Raw genomic sequence first — 25,166 nt, 5'->3', positions numbered from 1 at the left:
GCCCCGAGAGATTGTCAGCTGAGCGGGGCACGATGTTGGCATGGATACCTTCTGGGGCCTGACTGCCACCGACTGGACTGCCATCTACACCCTCATCACGCTCTTGCTCTGGGTGACTGCTGTCGTCACTGTCGTCTACGCCGCCCGACAGTGGCGCGACACGCGAGCGGCCAACCTCGAGACCATGCGGCCCTATGTCCTGGCGACGGCTGAACCTCTCCTCTCGGATCGGCAGGTGTTCGACCTGTCGATCCGGAATATCGGTCAGCGTCCGGCGATCGACGTGCGGGTGGAGATCGACCCTCCGCCACGCCGGTCAAGCGACCCGGCGGAAGGCCCGACACTGGGGAAGCTTCGCATGCTCAACGAGCCGATCGCCATGATCGCTCCTGGGCAGGACATGCGGACCTTGTGGGATGACCACGCAAAGCGTCATGAGGATGATCTCCCGTGGGTCCACAGGGTGAAGATCGAGTACTCCGACACGTCCGGGCACCGCTTCGCCGAGCAGGCGATCATTGACCTGTCTGCCATGTGCGGGACGGGCTGGCGGGTAGAGAAGACGATCCACGATGTGGGGCAGGCGGTGGAAAGGATCGCGAGGTCGTCCGAGCGGACACTTGATGTCCAACGGCGGTTGGTCGACGCCTACTCATCGCACGGCGACCGGTTCATCCCGGATGTGGTGCCTCAAGCGGAATCTGCTCATCGGCGCGCACTTCGGTGGATGCGTGAACTGCCTCATCGAGTTCGGATGCTTGCTGCTCGATGAGGTCGCTGTCGGACGCCGCGCCGGTGAGTCGGCCGGAGAACGCTGCGGCGAGCACGGCGCGACGCAGTGTGGCCGAGCGTCGCCGCGCTGCGAGCAGCTCTTCCCGGAGACGACCGTTCGTGTCGAGTTGTTCGGTCACGCGAGCAGCGATCCGTCCCGACTCGCCGCTGGGTGGAAGGATGACCGGCATCTTCCGTATGACCGTCTGACTGATCGAGGCAAGGTTGACGCTCTGCTTCCCATTGCGCATGGCCCAGGGAGAACCGAAGGTGTTCGCCGTCAGGGACAGGAAGTAGGGATCCAGATCGGTCTTGATCCGCGCGCGGAAGACATGGTTCTGGTGAATGCAGCCGGGGATCTGTCCCTCCCACACCCAGCCGCGCGCCAGCTTGTCACGATCGCCACCCTCGTTGAGGAGCACATCGCCAACCCGCAACTCCAGGGCCTGAGCCTTCTGGGCTGTCACGCGGATAGTCGCGATCTCGCTGAGATCCAGACGTCCACGCTGCACGTTGGCGACTCGTAAGTAGGGAACCTCCACCAACGACGGATCAGCTTGCTTCTTGCTGTCCTTCGTCACGCCTCCCACGACGTCGGCAACGTCATCGAGGCGCACCCACCGCCACCCCGGGGGTAGCGGAACGATGGTCGAGTCATCCGTCCCAACGTTGGGCAACTCCGGGGTCGGGCGATGCATCGTGCTGGTGGCATCGACGAGAGCGGATCGAATGATCTGCTCTTCGAGGGCGCGAACGCGAGCCAGAGCGGTGGAGATACCGCCGTCCGCGGCGTCAAGGCGGGAGAGGTGGTCCTCGATGATCTCGACGACTCGGCACTGCTCATCGGGTGGCGGTAGCGGGATGGGCCAGGGCTTTAGGATCGACTGGCTGATGTTGCGTTGGGTCCCTCCCCGACCCGCCGCGTTCAGCAGGTCACGCTGGCTCATCAGGTAGTAGAACAAGAACTCCCTGGAGATTCCTTCGCGTGGCTGCGCTATGGCGATTGCCTGATTCGTCGCCATCGGCAGTCCCGCAACGCCCAGCTTCCCGATCGAGCCGTACATGGCCACCAGCACCGACCCCGCCGGGACAATCTTGGCGGAGGAGTTCTCCAAACCCAGCTGCGTGATGGAGTTGGCAGTCGCCCGCACCGCACCATCGGCAAGGTCGCCGATCACCGCCCACGGGATGTCGCCGCCGTAGTATGCGCGGCGCCCCGCCTTTGGAGTGCCACCACTCGACCAGTCGGCGACTTGATCCAGCCTCGCGATTGTCCAGCCCGGGGGGATTATCACGCCGTCAGCTCCCGGTTCAGTTCGTCCAAGATCGCCCCAGCGTCCGGGCCGAGTTCGCGCAACGCACCGTCGACACCGCCACGCTCAGAGAAGGGCGTCCCGTCGAGATCGCGGGCGTCGATGCCGGCCGATGCCGAGATCACTTCGACGATGTGGTCCAGCCACCACCTTTGCGCGTCGCCGAACCGAACCCCTGCCTGCTCCTGCTGCGCCAGCCACCCGGCGTAGCGCTCGCGCACGACGTCGGCGTAGGGCACCAACTCATCATCCAGCCCCAGGGTGTAGCGCAGCAGCGACACCAGGTCGGTGAGCGTGTGGTGGTTCGACCGACGCACGCGTCCGGCATCCACGGCCTCGTAGGCGGCCCAGACGAGGTCGGGCGTCCAGTTGTGGGGCGGGCGGCTGATCCGGTCGGCGAGCTCCTGCACATCCGCGAAGGTGACACGGCGTGCGTCCGGCCACGCGACGTCGATGCGGCCTCGGCGCGAGCGCAGCTCATCCACCACTTGGATCGCTGCGATCTCGTCGCGGTGCTCGGCCAAGTACTCCCGCCACGACTCCACGATGTGGCGTGCCCGGTCGGTGTCGACCACGCCATGGGCGTCCAGCAGCACGTCGACGCTCACCTCGTCGATCACCCGGTCGTGCGAGCGACGAAGCTCCAGGATGCGTTCGCGCAACTCCGGGTTGGCGGCCAACGGCTCGATCGCGTCCTGGACCAACTGCTCCACATCGGCGGCCTGGGCCTGCACGTCGGGGTCGACGGCGTCCACCAGCCCCCGGACGATGCTGCGCAGGGGGCGTCCGGCCACCTCGTCGAGCTCGGCGCGCTCGGGCGCCGTCAGCTGCGCCTCCAGCGCCGTCAACCTGGACGCCAGCGTGGCCGTCTCGTCCTCGGTCAGCTCCAGCGCAGCCGCCTTGCGCAGCAGCTTCTCCAGCGATATGCCCCGAACCCGGTTCAACGGTGGCTCGACGAAGTCGTGCTCGGTGACGCCCACGGCGTCCACCAGCACGAACCGGGTCTTGGCGTTGGCGTCCGGGGTGACCGACTTGAAGGACGCCGTATCGATGGTTCGCGCGCCGCGGCCCATCATCTGCTCGAAGTACTGGGCGCTGCGCACATCCCGCATGAAGAAGACGCACTCCAGCGGCTTCACGTCGGTGCCGGTCGCGATCATGTCGACGGTCACCGCGATGCGCAGTGTGGGCGAGTTGCGGAAGGCCTTCAGGTGGTCGTCGGCGTCCTTGTTCCGATAGGTGATCTTGGTCGCGAAGTCGTTGCCCTTGCCGAACACCTCCCGCACCATGCGGACGATCTCTTCGGCGTGGGCGTCGTCCTTGGCGAAGATGAGGGTCTTCGGCACCTCGGAACGGCCCGGGAAGATCTCGGTGAACAACCGATCGCGGAAGGTCTCCAGCACCAGGCGGATCTGGCTCTTCGCCGTCACCGCGCGGTCCAGAGCCCCCTTCTCGTAATCAAGGTCTTCTGTGAGGGTCTCGAGGCGCTCCTTGCGGGTGCGCCGATCCACCTTCGGCACGACCGTGCCCGCCTCGATCATCGACCCCTGCTCGGAGATCTCGGTGCTGATGCGATAGATGTCGAAGTCGACGTTCACCCGATCAGCGACCGACTGGGGGTACGTGTACTCCGACACCAGGTTCTGCCGGAAGAACGCGAACGTCTGGCGTCCGGGCGTGGCCGTCAGGCCGATGACGTGGGCGTCGAAGTACTCCAGGACGCCGCGCCAGACGCCGTAGATCGAGCGGTGCGCCTCATCGACGATGACGAGGTCGAACGACTCGGGCGGGAGGTCGGGGGAGTAGTCGACCGTGACAGGCGCATCAGGCGTGAAGGCGTCGAGCTGCGGGTCGTCCTCGTCGGTGACCGGCTCCCCCTTCAGCACCGAGTGCACCCGCTGGATCGTCGAGATGACCACGCTGCTGGAGGCCAGCATGCCGGCGGAGCTGAGGAGTTCAACAGGGTAGAGCTCGGTGAACCGACGGCCGTCGCCCGGGGTGCGGTAGTTCTGGAACTCGGCGAGTGTCTGCTTGGCGAGGTTGATGCGGTCGACGAGGAACAGGATGCGACGGAAACCGCCGTGCGCGAGCAGTCGGTAGGACTGGGTGACCGCCGTGTAGGTCTTCCCCGCGCCGGTCGCCATCTGGATGAGGGAGCGATCGAAGTGCTGCTCGGCCAACGAGCGCTCCACGCCGCGGACGGCGTCGATCTGCGCCGGGCGGAGTGCGCTGGTGTCCAGTGGCGGCAGGGCCCTCACCTTCGCACGCCACGTGGGGAGGGCTGGGTCGGCGTCCGCGTCACGGATCAACTGGGCCAGTGTCTCGGGCCGGGGCACGGCGAAGAGTCGTCTCGCGCGGGCGTCGGGGTCGAAGCCGTTGGTGAACCAGGTTTCGGTGCCGGATGCCTCGAACACGAAAGGCAGGCGTCCGTCGTGGGTGAGCGCCTTCAGGCGCACCTCGGGCCGCAGGCCGTCGGCGTAGGTGGCCGACTGCCACTCCACACCCGCGAGCGTCGTGCCGACTGGTTTGGCCTCGATGACCCCGACGACCCGCTTGTCGACGTACAGCAGGTAGTCGGCTCGACCGTGGCCGACGGCCATGACCGCCTCCCGGACTGCCACTCCTGTTCCCGCAAAGAGGTTGAGGGCGCGGGCGTCCTGGACCGCCCACCCCGCGGCGGTCAGTTCGCGGTCGATGAGTGCCCGAGCACGCTCCTCAGCAGCGAGGCGTTCATCGGGTGTCATGCCCGAGACTCTAGCGGGGAGCCTGCGGGCGTAGACCCCGCACGTAGGCGTCCAGCGCGGGGAGCCGGTACTCGGGGTCGCTCCCGGGCAGGGCCAACCGGGCCGAGCGGCGTCCGGGCTCATCAAGCCAGTACAGGACGCCGCAGGTGCGGCGTCCGAGAGAGCTGGAGTAGTGCTGGAAGGCGAACACCTTCGCCAACGGCACCCAGCGCCGCATGAAGGGCGAGCGAACCACCACGTCGTTCAGGGTGATCGTCGCCGACCGCCAGCCCTGGTGCACCAGCAGGATGGCTGCCCAGGCCATCAGACCGCCCGCGATGACGAGGAACAGCGCGACCAAGGGCAGCTCCTCCAAGCCGCTCGTCAGGCCGATGACCACCTCGACGACCGCGAGCCCGAGCAACGCGACAGCGACCACCCCCGAGACGACCCGATGCGTCGTCGTCGTGCGCAGCACCGCCTGGACGTGGGTGACGTCGTCGCCGTCCTCGGCTTGGGTGACCTCGGCGACCTCGGACCAGGGTATGAGCCCGCGTGGGTACGTGATGCCGGATTCGTCGAGGCGCCAGCCGCGGGCGGGAACCGGGAACGGGGGTGATTCCAAGCCCCCAGTCTGCCCGAGCGGCCGGGCGCGTCACAGCCCCAAGATCGCCTTGGCGATGAGGAAGTAGACGACCAGACCGGTGGCGTCCACGAAGGTCGAGATGAAGGGGTTGGAGAACACTGCCGGGTCGGCGCGGACCGCCTTGGCGATCAGCGGCATCGTGCCGCCGACCGTGGCCGCCAGCGAGCACACGGTGAACAGGGTCAGGCCGATGACGCTGCCGATCGGCCAGCCGTAGAGCAGCCCGGCGATGGCGAAGCCGAGGCCCCCCAGCACCAAGCCCAGGGTGGCGCCGGTCAGCAGCTCGCGCGCCATCACCTTGAGCACGTCGCGGGTGCGCACTTCGCCGAGTGCCAGCGCCCGGATCACAGTCGTGGCGGCCTGGTTGCCCGTGTTGCCGCCCGTGCCGATCAGGAGCGGGATGAATACGCTCAACACCACCAGTTGGGCCAGCGTGCTCTCGAAGACCTCCAGCACCTGCACCGTCAGGGACGCCCCGACCGCCAGCACCAGCAGCCACACCAGCCGCGACCGGACGACCTTCAGGATGGGCGTCGACAGGTAGTGGCGGTGCAGCGGTTCGGTGCCGCCCTGGCGCGCGAGGTCCTCGGATTCGGCGCGCTCGAGGATCTCGAGGGCGTCGTCGACGGTGAGGATGCCGACGATCCGCTCCTCGGAGTCGACCACCGGGAGGGCGAGTCGGCGGCGGTCCGCGCAGCGGCGGGCGGCGTCCTCGGCGGGTTCGGTGGCCAGCGCGCTGTCGGCGGGCCGGACGAGGTCGGCCACTGCGGTCTCGGGGGCTGCCGCGAGCAGGTCGCGGAGGCTGACCACGCCGACGAGGCGGCGGGTGCCGTCGCTGACCGCGATGGTGTAGACGGTCTCGGAGTCGTGCAGCCGGTCCAGCACCCGGGTGAGTGCCACGCCCGCGGTCATCGCCTGCGGCACGATCGCGACCTCGGGACTCATCTCGCGCCCGGTCGACCCCTTCGGGTAGCCCAGCACCGTCGCGGTCAGGTTTCGCTCATCGGAGGTCAACCCCGAGAGCAGGCGGGTGGCGAGCGTGGCGGGCAGTTCGTCGAGCAGGTCGACCCGGTCGTCGGGGTCCATCTCGGCGAAGTACACCGCCGTCTCGTCGGCCTGCAGCAGGTGGACGAGCTCGGCCTGGTTGGGGGCGTCCAGCGCTTCGAAGACCTCGAGTGCCTGCCCCTTGGGCAGCATCCGGAACGCGATCGCGCGGTCGCGAGCGGGCAGGCGGTCGAGATCGTCGGGCGAGAGGGTCACACGGGCGAGGCTATCCGCGTCAGCCCAGAAGCTTCGCCGCCAGCTCCTTGGCGTCGCGGCTGTTGCGGGACGCCGCGACCTGGATCGCAGCCTCCTGGCACTGCTGCAGGGTGACCTTGCCCAGCTGGACGCCCACGGCCGGGATCGCGTTGGTCGCCATCGACAGCGACGTCACGCCGAGGCCGACGAGCACGCACGCCAGCAGCGGGTCGGCCGCGGCCTCGCCGCACACGCCGACGGACTTCGCGCCCCGCTGCCCCGCCGCCGCGGTGAGCTGGATCAGCCGCAGCACGGCCGGCTGCCAGGGGTCGGTCAGCATCGCCAGGTGCGACGACATCCGGTCGGCGGCCATCGTGTACTGGGTCAGGTCGTTGGTGCCGATCGAGAAGAAGTCCACCTCGGCGAGGAACTGGTCGGCCAGCATCGCCACCGACGGCACCTCGACCATGATCCCGGGCTTGAGGTCGCGCGCGCGGCACAGCTGGGCGAACTCGTAGGCCTCGTCGACGGTCGCGACCATCGGCGCCATCACCCACGCCTCGGAGACCCCGTTGTCCTCGGCCGCGATCTGGATCGCGTCGAGCTGGCGCTCGACCAGGCCGGGGTTCGTCCACCCCAGGCGAATGCCCCTGACGCCCAACGCCGGGTTCTCCTCGTCCTCGTGGTTGGCGAACGGCACCGGCTTGTCGGAGCCGGCATCGAGGGTGCGCACGACGACCTTCTTGCCGCTGAACGCGCCGAACACCTCACCGTAGATGCGCGCCTGCTCCTCGACGCTCGGTTCGGTCTGCGCGGTGAGGAAGCACAACTCGGTGCGGAACAGGCCCACGCCCTCGGCCTCGCTCTCGGACGCCTTGGCCGCGGCCTTGCCGTCCTGCACGTTGGCCAGCAGCTGGATGTGGGTGCCGTCGGCGGTCTGTGCCGGCCCGCGCCAGGACCGGATCTCCTCGCGCAGGCGGGCGTCCTCGGCGACCAGGGCGTCGGCCTCGGCCGGGTCGGGGTTCAGGGTGATGATGCCCGACGTGCCGTCGACGAGCACCAACGTGCCCTCGGGCACCGTGTCGAGCGAGGACGCCGCGACGATGCAGGGGATGCCCAGCTGGCGGGCGATGATCGCGGTGTGGCTCGTCGGGCCACCCAGGCGCGTCACGAGGGCGCGGATCATCGTCGGGTCGAGGCCGGCGGTGTCGGCGGGGGCCAGGTCCTCGGCGCACAGGATGACCGGCGAGGTCGGCTTCGGGACGCCTGGCTCGGGCAGGCCCATCAGCTCGGCCACCACTCGGTTGCGGATGTCCTTCAGGTCGGTGGTGCGCTCGGCCATCAGCCCGCCCAGCTTCTCGAACTGCGCGACGAACTGGCCGATGGCCTGGGTGGTGGCACCCTCGGCCGACGTGCCCGCGTTGATCAACTTGGTGGCCGCCCGGCTCCAGCCCCGGTCGCGCGCGAGGGCGGCGGTGGCGCCCAGCACCTCGGAGGCCACGCCGGTCGCGGTGGACGCCCGGTCGGCGAAACGGTTCGCGACGGTCTCGACGGCCGCCTTGAAGCGCTCGACCTCGCCGGGCCGGTCGTCCTCACCCACCACGGTGGTCGACGCCGGCGGCACGGGGGCCGGGCGCGTCCAGGCGACGGGGGCGTAGGCGTACCCGGCGACCACACCGGTGCCTCGGACGGTCTGCTGCTGCATGGGTTCCTCCACGGTGAGGCCTGAGGTTGTCCGGCCCATCCTCGCGCACAATGCTTGCCAAGTCAACGTAAAATCAGTATACAGCAAGCAGGATTCATGCCCGTTCGAGTGGGATCGCCCGCCCGATTGCACGAAGGAGTGCTCATGTACGCGGAGGAACGCCAGCACGAGATCGTGACGCGGGCCCGTGAGATGGGGCGAGTGGCGGTGGCCGAGCTCGCGGCTCGCTACGACGTCACCGCCGAGACCATCCGTCGCGACCTCGACGCCCTGGCCGCCAAGGGGCTGTTGAGCCGTGTGTACGGGGGAGCGGTGCCGGCGGAGAAGCTGCGCCTCACCGAGGCGCCCATGCCCGCCAGGCAGGTGGCGGCGACCACCGAGAAGCAGGCGATCGCCCAGCGCGCCGTCGAGTTGCTGCCCCAGCGCGACGGCCTCACCGTGCTGCTCGACGGCGGCACGACGACGGGGCGTCTGGCCACTCTCCTGCCCCCCTCCGTCTCGCTGGTGGTGACCAACTCCGTGCCCACGGCCCTGCAACTGTCGGAGCGGGAGGGGCCCGAGGTCTGGTTGTTGGGGGGCCAGGTGCGTGGGATCACCCAGGCGGTCGTGGGTGCCTCGGCCATCGACACCCTGACGCGCCTGCGCGTCGACGTGGCGTTCCTCGGGACGAACGGGTTCTCGGTGGAGCACGGCTTCTCCACCCCCGACGCGCACGAGGCCGCGGTCAAGCGCGCCATGGTGGCGTGCGCCCGGGAGGTGGTCGTGCTCAGCGACGCCTCCAAGCACGACAGCGACCACCTGATCTCGTTCGCCGGCCTCGACGACGTGGACGCCCTCGTGACCGACCGGGCCCTCGCCCCGGCCGCCGTCGCCGCGCTCCGAACGGCCGGCCTGCGGGTCGAGCTCGCCTGATTTCGGCGGCCCGACACGGAACCAACGCCACCGAAACCACATAAAGTCACATAATCTTTGCCCGCGCCACTTGCAAGACCCACGTAAACGCAGGTATAAATACAACAACGCAACCCCACAGGAGGGGACATGGACAGCACGACGCAGGGCCGGGTCGTCACCTTCACCGCCAACCCCAGCACCGATCGCACGGTGCTCCTCGACGGGCCCCTGGCCCGTGGCGAGGTGCAGCGCGCGGCGTCAGCGACCGAACAGGCGGCAGGCAAGGGCATCAATGTCGCCCGGGTCCTCGCCGCAGCCGGCATCGAGACCGTGGCGGTGCTTCCGTTCACCGACGACGCCTACCAGACGATGCTGTTCGCCGACCTCCCCTCCGCCATGGCCGTGGCCGCCGCCGACGGTGCCCACCGGTCCCGCACCAACACCACCATCACCGAGCCGTCGGGCACGACCACCAAGGTCAACGAGCCCGGCCCGACCCTGACGCCCGACGACCTCGAGGCCGCCGCGTCCACCCTCCTCGGCGAGGCCGAGGGTGCCGCCTGGGTGGCCCTGTCGGGGTCCCTTCCCCCCGGGGCCCCCGACGACTGGTACGCCCACCTCACCCGTCGGCTCACCCGACTCGGCTGCAAGGTCGCGATCGACACCTCCGACGCGGCGCTGGATGCCGTGCTCGCAGCCCTGCCCGACGCGGCGTTCGACCTGATCAAGCCCAACTCCGACGAACTCGCCCAGCTCACGGGCGGGGACGCGGCCGCCTTCGAGGCGGCCGCCGCACGCGGGGACGTGGCCGACATCGTCGCCGCGGCGCACGCCCTCCGGGCCCGTGGCATCTCCAACGTGCTCGTGACCCTCGGCGGTTCGGGTGCCGTGCTCGCCACGGCCGAGGGGGCCTGGTACACCCGGGCGCCCGCCGTCGTCGTCCGGTCCACCGTGGGCGCCGGCGACTCCTCGGTCGCCGGATTCATCCTCGCCGCCGTCGGCGGGGGATCCCCCGCCGAGTGCCTCGCCGCCGCGGTCGCCCACGGGTCGGCCGCAGCGTCCCTCCCCGGCACCACCCTTCCCATAACTCGCGACCTGCCCGCCGAAGGCTGCCAGGTCGTCGAGATCCCCTGACCCATCTCATCGGGAGACCCACCATGCAACTCATCACCAACGAGCTGGTCGCCCTCGACGCCGACCTGGGCTCGACCAAGGACGAGGTCATCGCCTCGCTCGCCCGCATCGTCGAGGCCGCCGGTCGCGCCGACGCCGCCGGCCTGACCGCCGACGCCCTCGACCGCGAGGGCAAGGCCGCCACCGGCCTGCCCGGCGGCTTCGCCATCCCGCACTGCCGCTCGGCGGCGGTGTCCCAGGCCTCTCTGGCCTTCGCCCGGCTCTCGAACCCGGTCGACTTCGGCGCCAAGGACGGACCGGCCGACCTCGTGTTCCTGATCGCAGCGGCCGCCGACGGCGACGCCGACCACCTCAAGCTGCTCACGAAGCTCGCCCGCGCCCTGGTCAAGAAGGACTTCCTGGCCTCCCTGCGTTCGGCCGGCAGCCGCGAGGAGGTCGTGGCCCTCGTGGACGCCGTGGTGAACCCGCCGGCGAAGCCCGCAGCGGACGCCTCGGCACCCGCTGCCACCGCGACCGTCGCCACCGCAGCAGCCGCACCCGCGGCGTCCGAGTCGGCGACCCGGCCCGTGCTGGTGGCCGTGACCGCGTGCCCGACCGGCATCGCGCACACCTACATGGCCGCCGATTCGCTCGTCGCCGCCGGCGAGGAGCTGGGCTACGACGTGCAGGTCGAGACGCAGGGCTCGGGCGGCGTCACGCCGCTGCCCGCCGACACGATCCGCAACGCCGTGGCCGCGATCTTCGCCACGGACGTCGGCGTGAAGGAACCGGAGCGCTTCGCCGGCCTGCCGGTCATCGAGTCCGGCGTGAAGCGGGCGATCAACGAGCCGAAGAAGATGGTCGAGGAGGCCGTCGCCGCCTCGACCAACCCCAACGCCCACCGCGTCTCGGGCACGGCGTCCACGGCGTCGCCGGACGCCGCGGGCGGCAGCCAGCTCGGCTGGGGCAAGCGGATCCAGCAGGCGCTGATGACCGGCGTGTCCTACATGCTGCCCTTCGTGGCCGCCGGCGGACTCCTGATCGCCCTGGGTTTCCTGTTCGCCGGGTACGACGTCGCACTGGCCCCCGACTGCGCCAACCTGCCCGCGTGGGCGGGCGGCGCTGACGCCGCCACCTGCGCGGCGGCGGGCAGTTACGGCCAGCTCGCCTACGCCATGGGCCCCGGGGTGGGGCTCCTGACGTGGCTGGGATCGATCATGTTCCTCATCGGCGGGGCGGCGTTCGGCTTCCTGGTGCCGGCCCTGTCGGGCTACATCGCCTACTCCCTGGCCGGACGCCCCGGCATCGCCCCCGGCTTCGTCGGTGGCGCCATCTCCGTGGCACTGGGTGCCGGCTTCCTCGGTGGCCTGGTCACCGGCATCGTGGCGGGCCTGCTCGCCCTGTGGCTGACCACCTTCTCCGTGCCGCGTTGGCTCGCCGGCCTCATGCCCGTCGCGATCATCCCGCTCGTGGTCACCTTCCTCACCGGCGCGCTGATGTACATGCTGCTCGGCAAGCCCCTCGCCGCGCTCACGACGGCGCTCTACGACGGCCTCGGCGGCATGACCGGCGGCTCCGTGGTGCTGCTCGGCGTCGTGCTCGGCCTGATGATGTGCTTCGACCTGGGTGGCCCCGTCAACAAGGCGGCCTACCTGTTCGCCACCGCCGGGCTGTCGGCCCAGACCGAGGCATCCTTCATGGTGATGGCCGCGGTCATGGCCGCCGGCATGGTGCCCCCGCTCGCCATGGCGCTCGCCACCACCCTGCGCAAGAAGCTGTTCAGCAAGGGCGAGGTCGAGAACGGCCGCACCGCGTGGCTGCTGGGCGCCGCCTTCATCTCCGAGGGCGCCATCCCGTTCGCGGCGGCCGACCCGCTGCGGGTCATCCCCAGCATGATGCTCGGTGGCGCGGTCACCGGTGCGCTGTCGATGGCCCTGGGCGTCGGCAGCCGCGCCCCGCACGGCGGCATCTTCGTCGCGTTCGCCATCCAGAACCTGCTCGGCTTCATCATCGCTATCGTTGCGGGCATGATCGTCGGTGCGGTGGCTGTGATCGCAGCGAAGCAGTTCCTCGGTAACAAGGCCGCCGTCAACGCCTGACGGCTCACACCACAAAGGAGAAAACACATGGCAAGCAAGACCGTCATCGTCGGGTCGGCCGTCGGCCTGCACGCCCGTCCCGCCGCGATCATCGCCGAGGCCGCCGAGGCCTACGACGACGAGATCCTCCTCACGCTCGTCGGTGGCGACGACGACGAGGGTGTCGACGCGGCGTCCAGCCTGATGATCATGACCCTGGGTGCCGAGAAGGGCTCCGAGGTCATCGTCGAGTCCGACAACGAGGAGGCCGTCGAGAAGATCGCCGCCCTCATCGAGCAGGACCTCGACGCCTGATCACCCGATCCTGACCGCCTGGCCCGGCCTCGCCTGGGCCAGGCGGTCCGTTTCTGCCTCGGGCAGGACCGCGACCACCGGGTAGCCGCCCGTCACGGGGTGGTCGCTGAGGAACACCACGGGCAGGCCGCCGGCCGGCACCTGCACGGCGCCACGCACGATCCCCTCGCTGGGGAGTTCCGCGCGCTCGAAGGCCGGGGCGCGCTCGAGCGGGTAGCCGTCGAGCCGGACGCCCACCGGGTCGGAGTGCGTCGACACCACCCACTCGGTGAGGCCGAGGGCGTCCGCGCCGTCGAGCAGCCACTCGCTGCGTGGCCCCGGGAGGGCGCGCACCGTCACGGGGCCCAGCCTGCCACCTCGGCGGGCCGGCAGGGGGTCACCAGACCCAGACGCGGGCCTCGATGGGGGTGTTGTCGAAGATCCACTTCGCGTCGTCCTTCGAGGCGACGTTCACGCAGCCGTGGCTGGACCGGCTGTACCCGCGCTTGGCGAAGTCGGCCGAATAGTGCACGTACATGTTCGGGTCGAACATCACCGAGTACGGCATGACGCCCTCTCCGTAGGTGGGCGAGCTCGGGTTGCGGTGCTTGTTGTAGACCCGCCACAGGCCGTTCGCGGTCGGGAAGAGGCGCCACTTCTTCGTCTTGGCGTCCGACGTCCAGCCACCCAGGCGCACGTCGATGGTCCTCTCGGCCACGCCGTCGCGCACGAAGGTCAGGGTCGAGTGGGCCTGGTCGACGCACAGCACCACCCCCGGGATCTCGGTGCACTCGCGGGGGAGGGCGGCCGAGCGGGCCGGGCGCCCGGACGCCAGCGCGTACCAGGTCTGCGCGCCCGCGTACCCGTCGGGGTTCACCTCGCGGGAGCGCTGGTAGCGCAGCAGCGCGTTCACCGCAGCGACGCCGATCCGCTTCTGGGGCTCGCCCTCGAGGTAGCCCAGCTCGATCAGGTCGTTCTGCAGCAGCGTCGCGCACTCACCCTTCGACCAGTTCGACACCGTGGTGTCCAGGCACGCCCCGTACTTCGCCTCCTGCGCGGCGGTCAGGACCGGCCGCGGGTGCTCGGGGTAGGTGGGCCGGCGCAGCCCGATCGTGGTGTCGATCGGCTCGGGCGTGGGGGTCGGGGTCGCGCTCGGCGTCGCCGACCCGGACGCCGCGGGCTGCGGTGGGGCGGTGGCCGGGCTCGCCGCGTCCGGGGTGGACACCGAGGCGAGGCCGGTCGAGGGCGGGGCGACCGCGCACGCGGCGAGCAGGGGGATGGCCGCCAGCGCGGCGAGGAGCTTCTTCATGGGGACTCCGGGGGGTGTCGGGGTCCGTCCATCATCGCCCGCAACCGCGGGAAGGCCGAATCGGCGGCAACTCGTCCCTGACTGTGACACATTCACTTATGAATCGAGCGAGATCAAGTCTTGGACCTGACAAGGACTGACGTGGGACCGTTGAGGGGAGAACAGGTCCACCACCGACAAGGGAGTTCGTATGGAACCCGTCGTCATCTGCCACCCGGTGCGCACACCGGTGGGTGGCTTCATGGGCTCGCTGGCCGCGATGCCCGCCGACGAGCTGGCCACCGTGGTCGTGCGCGAGGTCGCCCGCCGGGGCAACCTCGTGGAGGGCGACGTCGACGACGTCATCCTCGGCAACTGCAACCCGAGCGGCGAGTTCCCGGCCATCGGCCGCATCGCCGCGCTGAACGCCGGGCTCGGCGTCGGCGTCCCCGGCCTGCAGGTCGACCGCCGCTGCGGCTCCGGCCTCCAGGCCGTGCTCTACGGCGCGATGCAGGTCGCCACCGGGGCGTCCAGCCTCGTGATCGCCGGCGGCGCCGAGTCGATGAGCCGCGTCGAGCACTACGCGCTGCTGCGCCAGGGCGTGAAGGGCGACGGCGTCCAGTTGGGCGACCGCCTGGCCCGCGCCCGGTCGACGGCCGGCGGCCGCGACCACCCGATCCCCGGCGGCATGATCGAGACCGCCGAGAACCTGCGCCGCGAGTACGGCATCAGCCGCGAGGAGCAGGACGAGCTGGCCGTGGCCTCCCACCGCAAGGCCGCCGCCGCAGCCGCGGCGGGCCGCTATGCCGATGAGCTGGTGCCCGTCGAGGTCCCCGGACGCCGGGGCGAGACCACGGTCGTCGACACCGACGAGCACATCCGGCCGGACGCCTCGCTGGAGGCCCTCGCCAAGCTGCGGCCCATCATGGGCCGGACCGACCCCGCCGCGACCGTCACGGCCGGCAACGCCTCGGGCCAGAACGACGCCGCGGCCGCCTGCATCGTGACCACGCGCTCGGAGGCCGAGCGCCGCGGCCTGCAGCCGCTGCTGGAGCTGAAGTCGTGGGCCGTTTCCGGCGTCGCCCCCGAGACCATGGGCATCGGCCCCGTGCCGGCGTCCGCGGCCGCACTGGCCAAGGCCGGCATCACGCTGGCCGACCTCGACGTGATCGAGCTGAACGAGGCGTTCGCGGCGCAGGCGCTGGCCGTGCTGCGCGAGTGGGGCATCTCGGCCGACGACGAGCGGCTGAACCCCAACGGGTCCGGGATCTCGCTGGGCCACCCGGTCGGTGCGACCGGCGCCCGGATCCTGGCGACCATGGCGTACGAGATGCAGCGCCGCGAGGCCCGCTACGCGCTGGAGACGATGTGCATCGGTGGCGGCCAGGGCCTGGCCGCCGTGTTCGAGAGGGTGGCATGAGCATGGACAAGGTGGTGGCGTCGGCGGCCGAGGCGGTGGCCGACATCAAGGACGGGGCGACGATCGCCGTCGGCGGGTTCGGGCTCGCGGGCATCCCGTGGTTCCTGATCGACGCGCTCCTGGAGCAGGGGGCGTCCGACCTGGAGATCGTCAGCAACAACCTCGGTGTGGACGGCCAGGGCCTGGGCAAGCTGCTGGAGGCGCACCGGATCCGCCGCGCGGTGTCGAGCTACATCGGCGAGAACAAGGAGTTCATGCGCCAGTACCTCGCCGGCGAGCTCGAGGTCGAGCTGACCCCGCAGGGCACCCTCGCCGAGCGGCTGCGCGCCGGCGGAGCGGGCATCGGGGCGTTCTTCACGCCGTCGGGCGTCGGCACGGTGGTCGCCAACGGCGGCATGCCGTGGAAGTACAACACGGACGGCTCGGTGGCGATTTCCTCGCCGGTCAAGGAGGTCCGCGAGTTCCACGGCCGCCGCATGGTGCTGGAGACCGGCATCGAGGCCGACGTGGCGCTCGTCCGCGCGGCCGTCGCCGACCGGCACGGCAACCTGCGGTTCCACGCCGCGGCGCAGAACTTCAACCCGCCCGCCGCGATGTCGGGCCGCCTGACCATCGTCGAGGCCGAGAAGGTCGTCGAGCCGGGCGAGCTCGACCCCGCCGACGTGCACGTCGCCGGCGTCTTCGTCGACCGGGTCGTGGCGCTGACGCCCGAGCAGGCGCAGTTCAAGATGATCGAGAAGCGGACGACGACCCCTCGTCCCGGCACGGACGAGGAGGCCTGACATGGCGTGGACGCGTGAGGAGATGGCGGCCCGGGCCGCCCAGGAGCTGGCCGACGGCCAGTACGTCAACCTCGGCATCGGCCTGCCGACGCTGATCCCGAACTACCTGCCCGACGACGTGCACGTGATCATGCACTCCGAGAACGGCATCCTCGGCACGGGGCCCTACCCGTTCGACGACGAGGTCGACCCCGACCTGGTCAACGCCGGCAAGGAGACGGTCACGGTCAACCCGGGGGCGTCCTACTTCGACTCGGCCACGAGCTTCGCGATGATCCGGGGCGCCCATCTGGATGTGGCGGTGCTCGGCGGCATGGAGGTGGCCTGCAACGGCGACCTCGCCAACTGGATGGTGCCGGGCAAGCTCGTCAAGGGCATGGGCGGCGCCATGGACCTGGTCCATGGCGCCCAGAAGGTCATCGTCCTGATGGACCACCAGAACAAGCACGGCGACTCCAAGGTGCTCACGACCTGCTCGCTGCCGCTGACCGGTGAGGCCGTGGTGAAGCGCGTCATCACCAACCTCGGCGTGCTCGACTGTGCGGGCACCCACTACGTCCTGCGCGAGCTCGCCCCCGACGTCACGATCGCCGACATCGTGGCGGCCACGGACGCGCTCGTCGAGACCTCCGAGTACGAGGCGGCGCAGGGCTGATCCCGATCCCCCGCGCCGCGGTTGGTCAGGCGGTGCGGGGGGCCGGGCAGAGGGTGATGCCGAGCGTGTCCAGCACGCGGAGCAGTTCGCCCAGGCGCATCGACAGCGGGTCGCTGATCCCGAGGCGCACCTCGGCCTCGGTCATCTTCAGGTGCCGGCCGAGGTCGGTCGCCGTGATCGAGGCGGCCTCCATCGCGTCGTGGATCGAGTCCACCAGGTGCCGGCACACGTCGTCGGCATGCACGGCCTGACGCACCGTCGGGTCCAGCAACCATGCTTGCGCGTTCATCTCGTCCTCCGTGGGATGGGGTTCGCTGCGACGCTAGGGCCGGCCGGTGGGTCCGCGCCTCACCCCCACGGGCTAGTTGGGGGACGCCAACCGCCCCGTCGCGCTCCTTCTGGACATGCAGAAGGTCCCCGCCCTGACGGACGGGGACCTGCTTGGCGGAGGATACGAGATTCGAACTCGCAATAGTCCAGTTTTCCAAGCCTTGTCAGAGCTGCCAAGTGTCCTCTGAGTAGGCACTTTACCCGGACTCTCTGCCCATCTGCGTAGACATGTGTAGGCATGGCTGGCGAAACTCGGGGCACACTCGGGGCACGAATCGTGCTTCAATCTGATACGAGATGCGGCAGCAGAGGAAGCGAGAGGGGGCTGAGCCATGGCGGAGGGTCGGCGACCGTGGGGCAAGGTTCGTCAGCTTCCCTCCGGGCGTTACCAGGCGTCCTACATCCTCGGCAGCGTTCGCGGCGCCGATACGGGCACCCGGTACACCGCGCTCCAGACGTTTGACGCGAAGGGCGACGCGTGGGGGTGGCTCGACCGGGAACACCGGCTGATCGATCGCGGCGACTGGACTCCGCCGATCGAGCGATTCCGCGAGGCCGAGGAGGAGCGCGAACGCAGGGAGGCTGTCAGACAGGCAGCGGCTGCGGTGCCCACCATCGGCGACTACGGCTCGCAGTACTTGGAGCGCAATGAACTCGCTGCCACGTCGCGGGACCGCTACCGCCAACTTCTGAAGTTCTACATCCTTGCCGAGCCAGCGACGATCACGCGGCGAGGGATGGTGAAGGGGAAGCCCGTCGCGAAGCACGGCCTCGGCGATGTGCGCGTCACCGAGTTGACCCGTGCCGACGTGCGCCTGTGGTGGCAGGGTCTCCCGGTCAGCACGCGCGAGTCGTCGTGCCGACAGGCGTACGACCTCCTGCGAGCGATCATGAACGCCGCCGTCGAGGCGGAGCTCATCGAGGTAAACCCCGTGGAGGTCAAGGCGGCCACCCAAGCGCAGGCGTCGCGGGAACGCGACCTGGATCCTCTCCCGATCGACGTGCTGTACGCCGTCGCGGAGCAGATGCCCGAACCGTGGCGGCTGGGCGTCCTGCTGGGGGGCGTCCTCGGTCTGCGTTCTGGTGAGGTCCGGGCGCTGGCGCGTCGCGACTTCAGTCTCAACGGTGAGGTCCCGACGGTGAAGGTGCATCAGTCCGTGAAGGAGGCGGAGGGCAAGGTCGAGATCGGACCGCTGAAGACCGCGCGCAAGGGCATCGCCTCCCGCACTCTTCCGATCCCGGCTGCTCTCGTGGGCGATGTGAGGACGCATCTGCGCGAGCACACCCAACTTGGCCGGACGGGGTTGCTCTTCTGGCGCACGAAGGACGGCGGGCCAGTGAAGTCCGCGGACTGGCTCAGGGCGTTCAAGAAGGCATGCAAGACCGTCGCCGATCACCTGGAGGAGGACGCCGTGCGTCGCCTTGAGCAGTCAGGGGAGCAGGAGAGCGAGGAGTCGCAGCGCATCCGCGAACTGCTGACCGGCGAAGGGGGCTACGTCTTCCATGGAACCCGCGTGACTGGCCTCACGTGGGCCTACCGGCTGTCTGGGGGCAACCTCCGTGCCGTCCAGGCGATCGCCGGCCACACCTCACCCAAGATGGCGCTGCGCTACCAGCGTGCCGAGATGGACTACCTCGCCGCCGTTGCCGGCAACGTCTCGTCGATGATCGAGGCCAACGCGCGCAGGTGATGCGAGTTCGCACCACTGGGCGAGAACCCGATCTGCCCATCTGGGCGGTACTGCCATCCGAGGGGTCCGCCCGCGTGCTCCGGGAGGGCGAGGTGAGCTGATGGCCGACTGGACGCGATGCCGGCCGAGGGCGTGCCGTCCTGGATCGCCGTCGATATCCGACCTGACTTGAGTATTCGGACCGTTGAGCACCACTGAATATTGCGATTGAGCACCACCGGATATTGCGGTTCGGCACCAGCCGATATTGCCGGTGAGCACCGCCCCTCGCGGAGCAGCGCCCACCGGCCCGGTTCAGCTGTTCGTGGCGGTGTGTTCGCGCATGTTGACGTCGCCGGTTTCGATCCAGACGGTGTTGTGGACGATGCGGTCCATGATCGCGTCGGCGTGGACGCCGGAGCCGAGGCGTTGGTGCCAGTCCTTCTTCGCGTACTGGGTGCAGAACACCGTCGAGGTGGCGTCGTAGCGCCGTTCGAGGAGCTCGAGCAGCATGGACCGGACGTCGTCGGTGGGTGGGTCGAGGAGCCATTCGTCGATCACGAGGAGCGTGAACGCGGCGTACTTTCGCAGCCACTTCTCTCTCCCCGCTGGCCGGTCCCGTGCAGCGGCCCAGGATTCTTCGAGGTCGGGCATCCGGATGTAGTGCGCCCGGTAGCGGTGCTGACACGCCTGCTTCGCCAACGCGGACCCGAGGTAGGACTTCCCGGACCCGGTGAACCCTTGGAAAACGACGTTCTGCTGCCTGCCGATGAACTGGCAGGTCCCGAGCTGAGCGATCACGCCCCTGTCGAGCCCGCGTTGCTCGAGCATGTCAACGCGTCGCAGGTCCGCGTTCGGGTAGCGCAGCCCGGCCCGGCGGATCAGGCCCTCGACCTTGGAGTGGGTGAACGCCGCGTGGGCGTCGTCGACAGCGATCTTGATCCGCTCCTCAAACACCACCCCGATCGTGAGGGCATCGTCCTGGGCCTCGAACGCGTCGACCAGCGACGCGACGCCCATCTCCCGCAGCTTCCGCTTCGTCTCCGAGTCGAGCCGGCTCATCGGGCGTCTCCGGCGTAGTAGTCGGCGCCGCGGACATACCCGGCCGGCTCCGCCGCGGGTGTCGACCATGCCTCACGGCCTGCGGGGTCGTCTTGCCTGGTCTCGAGGATGGGCCGCAGGTGCGCGTAGCGCGGCGACCTCACCCTCGACGCGAGAGCGACGCCGGCGGCAGCTTCGACGCGGTCGGCGGAGTACCGGCGTGTCATGCGGAGCACGGCCAGTGCGGCGCTGATGCCCTGCTCGTCGACGGGCACCGACTCGAAGATCCGGTTCACGACGATCGTGGTGTTCTCCCCGATCCTCGCCGCCCATTCCCGGATCCGTGGGGCGTCCCACTGCCGATACTGCGGACCGTCGGGCAGATCGCTGTCGTGGGTGCGGTACTCGTTCACCGTCCCGACCGGGGCAAGCAGATGACTGGTCAGTCTGTCCTGCCCGGCGAACACCTCGAGCATCCTGTCGGTGACTCGCAGATCGACCGCGCGGCCGATGTTCACGTAGGGGACGGAGTAGAAGTTCTTCTCGAACACGACATGCCCGTTCTTCTGAACCTTGCGGCCGTAGACCCACTGGGAGATCTCGAACGCAACGGTCGGGAGCGGCCGCAGCAGCGGCTTCTCCTCACCCTCGAACACGCCCAAGCGGGAGCCGGCGCGCTTCTGGAACGGTTCCGCGTTGAACGCCGTCATCCGCTCGTAGACCGCAGCCCGCAACTCCGGCAACGTCGCGAACGTCTGGTTCCGCAGCGCCGCGATCACCCAGGTGGCGATGTTGCCGACGGTGTTCTCGACGCTCGCCTTGTCCTTCTTATCCCGAATTCGGGATAAGAAGGACTATCCCGAGGATCTGGTTATCCCGAGTCGTGGCCGTTGCTGCTTGTCAACGGGGGCTGTGGCTGGGGATCCTCGGGATAATCACGCTCCTGGCGTTCCAGTCGTACGTTGCTCGTCTCTGCTGGGTTTTCGCTTGGAGGTGAGCGGACATGGGTGTCTTTGTTGGCGAGGTGATCGCGCGGGCCGACGCGGCGGTCAGCGCTTTGGGGCATGCGCCCTCAACGTTGTGGCAGTACCGGTGGGCGTGGTCCCGGGTCGAGGTGTTCTGCGGCGAGCCTGACGTTGTTGAACTGACCGACGAGGTGGTGGCCGGGTTCCTGCGGTGGGTGGCTGCCGAGCACGCTGAGGGCCGCATCAAGGAGTGGAAACGCAAGCTGCTCCGCAAGGGCATGTTGGTGTTGTCGGAAGTGGCCTCGACCGGCACGTACACGTGGAAAGTGACTCGAGGACGGCACCGCAATGAGGGCCTGACTACGGAGTTCCGTCCGGTACAGGAACAGTTCGAGCAGTGGCTGACCGGCCAGGGACTGGCACCGGCCACGACGGCCCTATACGCGACGGTCAGCCGGAAGGTCCTGGCCTGGCTGCCGGAGCGCGGAGTGGTCGATGTGCGGCGGGTGTCCGCGGGGGACGTGTCGGCGGCGGTGGCCTTCCTCGGCGTCAGCTACTCACCGGGCAGTATGCGGACCGTGTTGACCGCTTTGCGGGTGTGGTGCCGGTTCCTTGAGGACACCGGCCGGTCCGCGCGGCTGTCGCCGGCGGTGCCGGCGGCGAACTGCAGGCGTGTGCGGACGCTGGTGGTGTTGTCGGCTGACGACGTGGAGTTGGTGGTGGCTTCCCCCGATCCGGCCACACCGGTAGGACGCCGGAACCGGGCGATGCTCTTACTGGCGGCCAGGACGGGGCTGCGTCCCAGCGATGTCGCCGGTCTTCGGCTGGCAGACATCGATTGGCGCCAAGCGATGATCACGGTGACCCAGCACAAGACCGGGACGGTGGTGGTGCTGCCGCTGCTGGCCGACGTCGGCGCGGCGCTCACCGACTATCTCCTGTCCGACCGACCGGCTCACGCGCTCGACGATCACGTGTTCCTGCGTTCCCAGGCCCCGCACGTCAGCTTGGGCTGCTCCGACCTGTATCACGTGGCGGCGGGCGCGTTCGCCCGCGCCCAGACGGTCAACACCAGTGGTACGGGGCGAGGGATGCGGGTGCTGCGGGCGTCGTTGGCGACCGGCATGCTCCAGCAAGACGTGCCCCTGCCGGTGATCAGTGGTGCGTTGGGTCATCGCGGCATCGACTCGGCCAAGCACTATCTGGCAGGCGACGAGGCCCGGATGCGGCAGTGCTGCCTGGACTTCACTGGGATCGAACCGAACCGGGCACGGCCATGACCGGGCTGGTCAGCGGCCTGGCCGGCCACATCGACGGCCTGCTCGAAGTCAAGCACGCGCTCGGGTACCCGTACACGACCTCGGAGCGACACCTGCGCGCGTTCGACGCGATGTGCGCCACCGAGTACCCGGGACAGGCCACGTTGAGCCGGCACATGGCGATGCGCTGGGCCACCAGCCGTCCCGGCGAGCACGTCAACGGGCAGCTGCGACGCATCACCCCGGTCCGGCAGTTGGCCAAACACATGGCTGGGCTCGGGGTGGACGCCTATCTGATCCCGCCGGGCATCCCAGGCAAGCAGGTCCGTTACCGTCCGCACTTGTACACCCACGCAGAACTGCGGGCGATCTTCGACGCCGCCGACCAGATCGTGGCGACCCCTTACGGCGGGTGCCGGCATCTGATCATCCCGGTGGTCTTCCGGATGATCTACTGCCTGGGTCTGCGCCCCGGCGAGGCCCGCCGACTCCACCGCAATGACGTCGACCTGACCAAGGGCACCGTCCAGATCCGCGAATCGAAAGGACACAAGGACCGGGTGGTGTACCTGTCGGCCGACCTGCACGACTACTGCCGCCGCTACGACGCCACGATCCGCGCGCACCACCCGAACCGGGTCGCGTTCTTCCCGAACCAGAGCGGTGGCTTCTACAGTGCGTGCACCCTGGACCACTGGTTCGGTCAACTCCTGGCTGTCGCCGAGGTGACCGGTACAACCGGCGCGGGCTCGCCACCGCGGGTCTACGACTTGCGGCATGCGCATGTGATGGAAACGGTCAACCGGTGGGTGCGTGCGGGCCGCGACCCGCAGGCGCTGGTGATGTACCTGAGCCTGCACCTGGGGCACAGCAACCCCGAGGACACCTGGTACTACTTCCACCTGACCCCCGATTTCCATGCCGACCTGCGCCAGGTGGCCAACATCAGTATCGAGTCGGTCCTGCCCGAGGCCTCCCATGCACACGGATGACTTCTTCCGGCTCGTGCGTTCCTGGCTGACCGTCTACCTGCCGCGCTCACGTCGGCTCAGCGCCCATACCATCCGCTCGTACAAGACGGCGCTGACCATGCTGCTGGCCTACCTGCACGAAACCCGCGGGCTGGACCTGACCGCGGTCAGCTTCGAAGCCATCGACCACGCGACGATCCGGGGGTTCACCACCTGGCTGACCGACGACCGACACGTCAGCCCCGCCTCGGCCAACCAGCGTCTGGCAGCGATCAAGTCGTTCCTGTCGTTCTGCGCCGCAGAAGACCCGGCACTGGTCGCGGTCTGGCTGGACATCAAACAAGTCCGGCCCGCCCGGGTACCGGCCCGCGCCCCGGACGCGCTGAGCATGCCCGCCGTCGAGGCACTGATCCGCGCTCCGGGCCAGCGCACCCGCCAGGGCCTCCGTGACACCACCATCTTCTTGCTATTGTTCGACGCCGCCGCCCGGATCCAGGAAGTCCTCGACCTGACCCTCGCCGACCTCGACACCACCAGCGGGCACGGCCGGGTCATCCTGACTGGCAAGGGCCACAAGACCCGGACGATCCCGATCATGGACAAGACCTGCCGTCACCTTGACCAGTACCTCGACGCGTTCCACATCGGCACACCAGAGCCGGGAACGCTGCTGTTCTACACGGTCCGGGCCGGCCGTCACCAGCCGATGAGCCAAGACAACATCAACTACCTGCTGAACAAATACGCGGCAGCCGCCCGGCCGGGTTGCCCGGATGTCCCCCGACGGGTCCATGCCCACCAGTTGCGCCACGCGCGGGCCATGCAGATGCTGCGGGCTGGCGTACCCCTGCCGCACATCAAGGAGTTTCTCGGCCACGTCAACATCACCACCACCAGCGTCTACGCCACGGCCGACAACCAGATGGTGCGCGACGCGATCCAGAAAGCCGCCGGCGCCACCCCCGAACTCGCGCCCCTCTGGAAAGGAGACGACGACCTGATCCTCCGACTCGCAGGCCTCACGTAGTTATCCCGAGGATCCCCAGCCACAGCCCCCGTTGACAAGCAGCAACGGCCACGACTCGGGATAACCAGATCCTCGGGATAGTCCTTCGGCTTCTTGATCCGTCCCGGCAGCACCGCCGCCGAGTAGTGCGCCGCGAGCTCCCGATACGCGTCGTTGAGGACCACCTCACCCTCCGCCGGGTGGGAGATCACCCCGGTCTTCAGGTTGTCCGGGATGATCCGCGGGACGGAGCCGCCGAACCAGTCGAACATCGCGACGTGGGCGCGCAGCCAGGTGTCCTGCTTCATGTCCAGCGTCGGCTCGACGAACGCGAACCGTGAGAACGGCAACGTCGCGACGAACAAGCAGACCCGCGTCTGCTGCCCGGTGACAGGGTCGGTCAGCTGCATCGTCTTGCCCGACCAGTCGACCTCAACCGACTGCCCGGCCTTGTGCCCGACCCGCGACGCCGCCCCGATCACGAGGACGTGCTGCTGGTAGGTCTTACAGAACCTGTCGTAGCCCATCGCCGGCGACCCGTCCGCCCGGCAGGCGTCGACGTACTCGCCATGCAGCAGCTTCAGCGTCACCCCGACCTTCGCGAGCTCCTTGTGGACCCGGTCCCAGTCCGGCTGCGCGTGAACACTCTCGTGCTCACCCCGCCCCGGAAACAATCGCGCATACACCTCCGCGTCGTCGACATCGGCGACCTCGCGATAGTCGATACCCTCACGGTCGGCGGCGTCGAACACCGCGATGACCGAGTGCCGCGACATCCCCTGCGCCTCGATCTGCCGCGCCGAGAACCCCTCCGCGCGAAGCCTCAACACCAGCTTCGCCTTGATCCTGCGTACCATCCGAACTACTCCTTCTGCCGCGTGATTGGCCACGCGGCAGAAGGAGCCTAAGAAGGTGGTGCTGAAGCCGAATACTCGGTGGCGCTCAACGACGAGAACACGCGCACGAACAAGTGGTGCTCAACGGCAATACCGGTGGTGCTCCG

General features: G+C 69.2%; 22 protein-coding genes and 1 pseudogene. 12 read left to right on the top strand and 11 right to left on the bottom strand.

The window, feature by feature from the left end; all coding sequences use genetic code 11:
- Positions 1-40: 40 nt before the first annotated feature.
- Complete coding sequence (locus tag J4N02_RS15070) at positions 41-772, top strand: hypothetical protein (RefSeq protein WP_188333461.1); 732 nt, start codon at positions 41-43, stop codon at positions 770-772.
- Here J4N02_RS15070 and J4N02_RS15065 read toward each other — a convergent pair.
- The 5 genes from J4N02_RS15065 to ptsP are packed head-to-tail and all read right to left on the bottom strand — an operon-like array spanning position 672 to position 8,397.
- Entirely contained in the window at positions 672-2,066 is a 1,395-nt protein-coding gene (locus J4N02_RS15065) for a restriction endonuclease subunit S (RefSeq protein WP_208091007.1), read from the bottom strand. The genes J4N02_RS15070 and J4N02_RS15065 overlap by 101 nt on opposite strands.
- Positions 2,063-4,828, bottom strand: a complete 2,766-nt coding sequence (locus J4N02_RS15060; protein WP_188333459.1) for a DEAD/DEAH box helicase family protein — start codon at positions 4,826-4,828, stop codon at positions 2,063-2,065. Before J4N02_RS15060 ends, J4N02_RS15065 begins: the two co-directional genes overlap by 4 nt.
- Positions 4,829-4,838: 10 nt before the next feature.
- The gene (locus J4N02_RS15055; protein ID WP_188333458.1) at positions 4,839-5,432 is read right to left on the bottom strand and encodes a hypothetical protein; all 594 of its coding nucleotides are present in this window, start codon (positions 5,430-5,432) and stop codon (positions 4,839-4,841) included.
- 30 nt (positions 5,433-5,462) lie between these two features.
- Entirely contained in the window at positions 5,463-6,713 is a 1,251-nt protein-coding gene (gene mgtE, locus J4N02_RS15050; RefSeq protein ID WP_208091006.1) for a magnesium transporter, read from the bottom strand.
- 19 nt (positions 6,714-6,732) lie between these two features.
- Positions 6,733-8,397 carry a phosphoenolpyruvate--protein phosphotransferase gene (gene ptsP / locus J4N02_RS15045; protein ID WP_208091005.1) on the bottom strand — a complete coding sequence of 555 codons (1,665 nt, stop codon included), beginning with the start codon at positions 8,395-8,397 and terminating at the stop codon, positions 6,733-6,735.
- 144 nt (positions 8,398-8,541) lie between these two features.
- On the opposite strand from ptsP, the gene J4N02_RS15040 reads away from it, so the two are divergent.
- The 4 genes from J4N02_RS15040 (at position 8,542) to J4N02_RS15025 (ending at position 12,797) form a co-directional block, all read left to right on the top strand.
- Positions 8,542-9,309 (top strand): DeoR/GlpR family DNA-binding transcription regulator, encoded by a 768-nt coding sequence (locus J4N02_RS15040; protein WP_182818409.1) that lies wholly within the window; start codon positions 8,542-8,544, stop codon positions 9,307-9,309.
- 129 nt (positions 9,310-9,438) lie between these two features.
- Positions 9,439-10,425 carry a 1-phosphofructokinase family hexose kinase gene (locus tag J4N02_RS15035; protein ID WP_188333456.1) on the top strand — a complete coding sequence of 329 codons (987 nt, stop codon included), beginning with the start codon at positions 9,439-9,441 and terminating at the stop codon, positions 10,423-10,425.
- Between the two features lie 23 nt (positions 10,426-10,448).
- Positions 10,449-12,503 carry a fructose-specific PTS transporter subunit EIIC gene (locus J4N02_RS15030; RefSeq protein ID WP_188333455.1) on the top strand — a complete coding sequence of 685 codons (2,055 nt, stop codon included), beginning with the start codon at positions 10,449-10,451 and terminating at the stop codon, positions 12,501-12,503.
- A 27-nt stretch (positions 12,504-12,530) separates the two neighbouring features.
- Positions 12,531-12,797, top strand: a complete 267-nt coding sequence (locus J4N02_RS15025; RefSeq protein ID WP_188333454.1) for an HPr family phosphocarrier protein — start codon at positions 12,531-12,533, stop codon at positions 12,795-12,797.
- On the opposite strand, the gene J4N02_RS15020 is transcribed toward J4N02_RS15025, so the two are convergent.
- Positions 12,798-13,136, bottom strand: coding sequence for a biotin-dependent carboxyltransferase family protein (locus J4N02_RS15020; protein WP_243760818.1), 339 nt, complete (start codon positions 13,134-13,136; stop codon positions 12,798-12,800).
- Between the two features lie 37 nt (positions 13,137-13,173).
- Complete coding sequence (locus J4N02_RS15015) at positions 13,174-14,085, bottom strand: L,D-transpeptidase family protein (protein WP_188333453.1); 912 nt, start codon at positions 14,083-14,085, stop codon at positions 13,174-13,176.
- A 190-nt stretch (positions 14,086-14,275) separates the two neighbouring features.
- Here J4N02_RS15015 and J4N02_RS15010 point away from each other — a divergent pair, with 190 nt between their 5' ends.
- From J4N02_RS15010 to J4N02_RS15000, 3 genes are read left to right on the top strand one after another with little or no spacing between them, the layout of a single operon-like run.
- Complete coding sequence (locus tag J4N02_RS15010) at positions 14,276-15,484, top strand: acetyl-CoA C-acetyltransferase (RefSeq protein WP_188333452.1); 1,209 nt, start codon at positions 14,276-14,278, stop codon at positions 15,482-15,484.
- A 2-nt stretch (positions 15,485-15,486) separates the two neighbouring features.
- Positions 15,487-16,266: a CoA transferase subunit A gene (locus J4N02_RS15005; RefSeq protein WP_208091250.1), complete on the top strand. Its 780-nt coding sequence runs from the start codon at positions 15,487-15,489 to the stop codon at positions 16,264-16,266.
- Position 16,267: 1 nt separating this feature from the next.
- Positions 16,268-16,921: a 3-oxoacid CoA-transferase subunit B gene (locus tag J4N02_RS15000; RefSeq protein WP_188333450.1), complete on the top strand. Its 654-nt coding sequence runs from the start codon at positions 16,268-16,270 to the stop codon at positions 16,919-16,921.
- A 25-nt stretch (positions 16,922-16,946) separates the two neighbouring features.
- Here the strand turns inward: J4N02_RS15000 and J4N02_RS14995 are convergent, their stop codons facing one another.
- Complete coding sequence (locus tag J4N02_RS14995) at positions 16,947-17,210, bottom strand: hypothetical protein (RefSeq protein WP_188333449.1); 264 nt, start codon at positions 17,208-17,210, stop codon at positions 16,947-16,949.
- Positions 17,211-17,583: 373 nt separating this feature from the next.
- Between J4N02_RS14995 and xerC the strand changes: the two genes are divergently transcribed.
- Positions 17,584-18,942: a tyrosine recombinase XerC gene (gene xerC, locus J4N02_RS14990; protein ID WP_188333448.1), complete on the top strand. Its 1,359-nt coding sequence runs from the start codon at positions 17,584-17,586 to the stop codon at positions 18,940-18,942.
- A 294-nt stretch (positions 18,943-19,236) separates the two neighbouring features.
- On the opposite strand, the gene J4N02_RS14985 is transcribed toward xerC, so the two are convergent.
- Positions 19,237-19,983 (bottom strand): ATP-binding protein, encoded by a 747-nt coding sequence (locus J4N02_RS14985; RefSeq protein ID WP_182818945.1) that lies wholly within the window; start codon positions 19,981-19,983, stop codon positions 19,237-19,239.
- A complete protein-coding gene (locus J4N02_RS14980; protein ID WP_182818944.1) occupies positions 19,980-20,741 on the bottom strand; it encodes a Mu transposase domain-containing protein in 762 nt (253 codons plus the stop codon). The genes J4N02_RS14985 and J4N02_RS14980 overlap by 4 nt, the downstream gene beginning before the upstream one ends.
- A 224-nt stretch (positions 20,742-20,965) precedes the next feature.
- Here J4N02_RS14980 and J4N02_RS14975 point away from each other — a divergent pair, with 224 nt between their 5' ends.
- The 3 genes from J4N02_RS14975 to J4N02_RS14965 are packed head-to-tail and all read left to right on the top strand — an operon-like array spanning position 20,966 to position 24,184.
- Positions 20,966-22,207, top strand: coding sequence for a tyrosine-type recombinase/integrase (locus tag J4N02_RS14975; RefSeq protein ID WP_182818949.1), 1,242 nt, complete (start codon positions 20,966-20,968; stop codon positions 22,205-22,207).
- Positions 22,204-23,178 carry a tyrosine-type recombinase/integrase gene (locus J4N02_RS14970; RefSeq protein WP_182818950.1) on the top strand — a complete coding sequence of 325 codons (975 nt, stop codon included), beginning with the start codon at positions 22,204-22,206 and terminating at the stop codon, positions 23,176-23,178. Before J4N02_RS14975 ends, J4N02_RS14970 begins: the two co-directional genes overlap by 4 nt.
- Entirely contained in the window at positions 23,165-24,184 is a 1,020-nt protein-coding gene (locus J4N02_RS14965) for a tyrosine-type recombinase/integrase (protein WP_182818952.1), read from the top strand. The genes J4N02_RS14970 and J4N02_RS14965 overlap by 14 nt, the downstream gene beginning before the upstream one ends.
- A gap of 80 nt (positions 24,185-24,264) precedes the next feature.
- Here J4N02_RS14965 and J4N02_RS14960 read toward each other — a convergent pair.
- A pseudogene (locus tag J4N02_RS14960) lies at positions 24,265-25,020 on the bottom strand (IS21 family transposase); the annotation flags it as partial.
- Between the last annotated feature and the right edge of the window lie 146 nt (positions 25,021-25,166).

This window comes from Propioniciclava sp. MC1595 (assembly GCF_017569205.1).
In the GTDB taxonomy this organism is placed as follows: domain Bacteria; phylum Actinomycetota; class Actinomycetes; order Propionibacteriales; family Propionibacteriaceae; genus Propioniciclava.
This window is presented reverse-complemented; position numbering and strand designations above follow the sequence as displayed.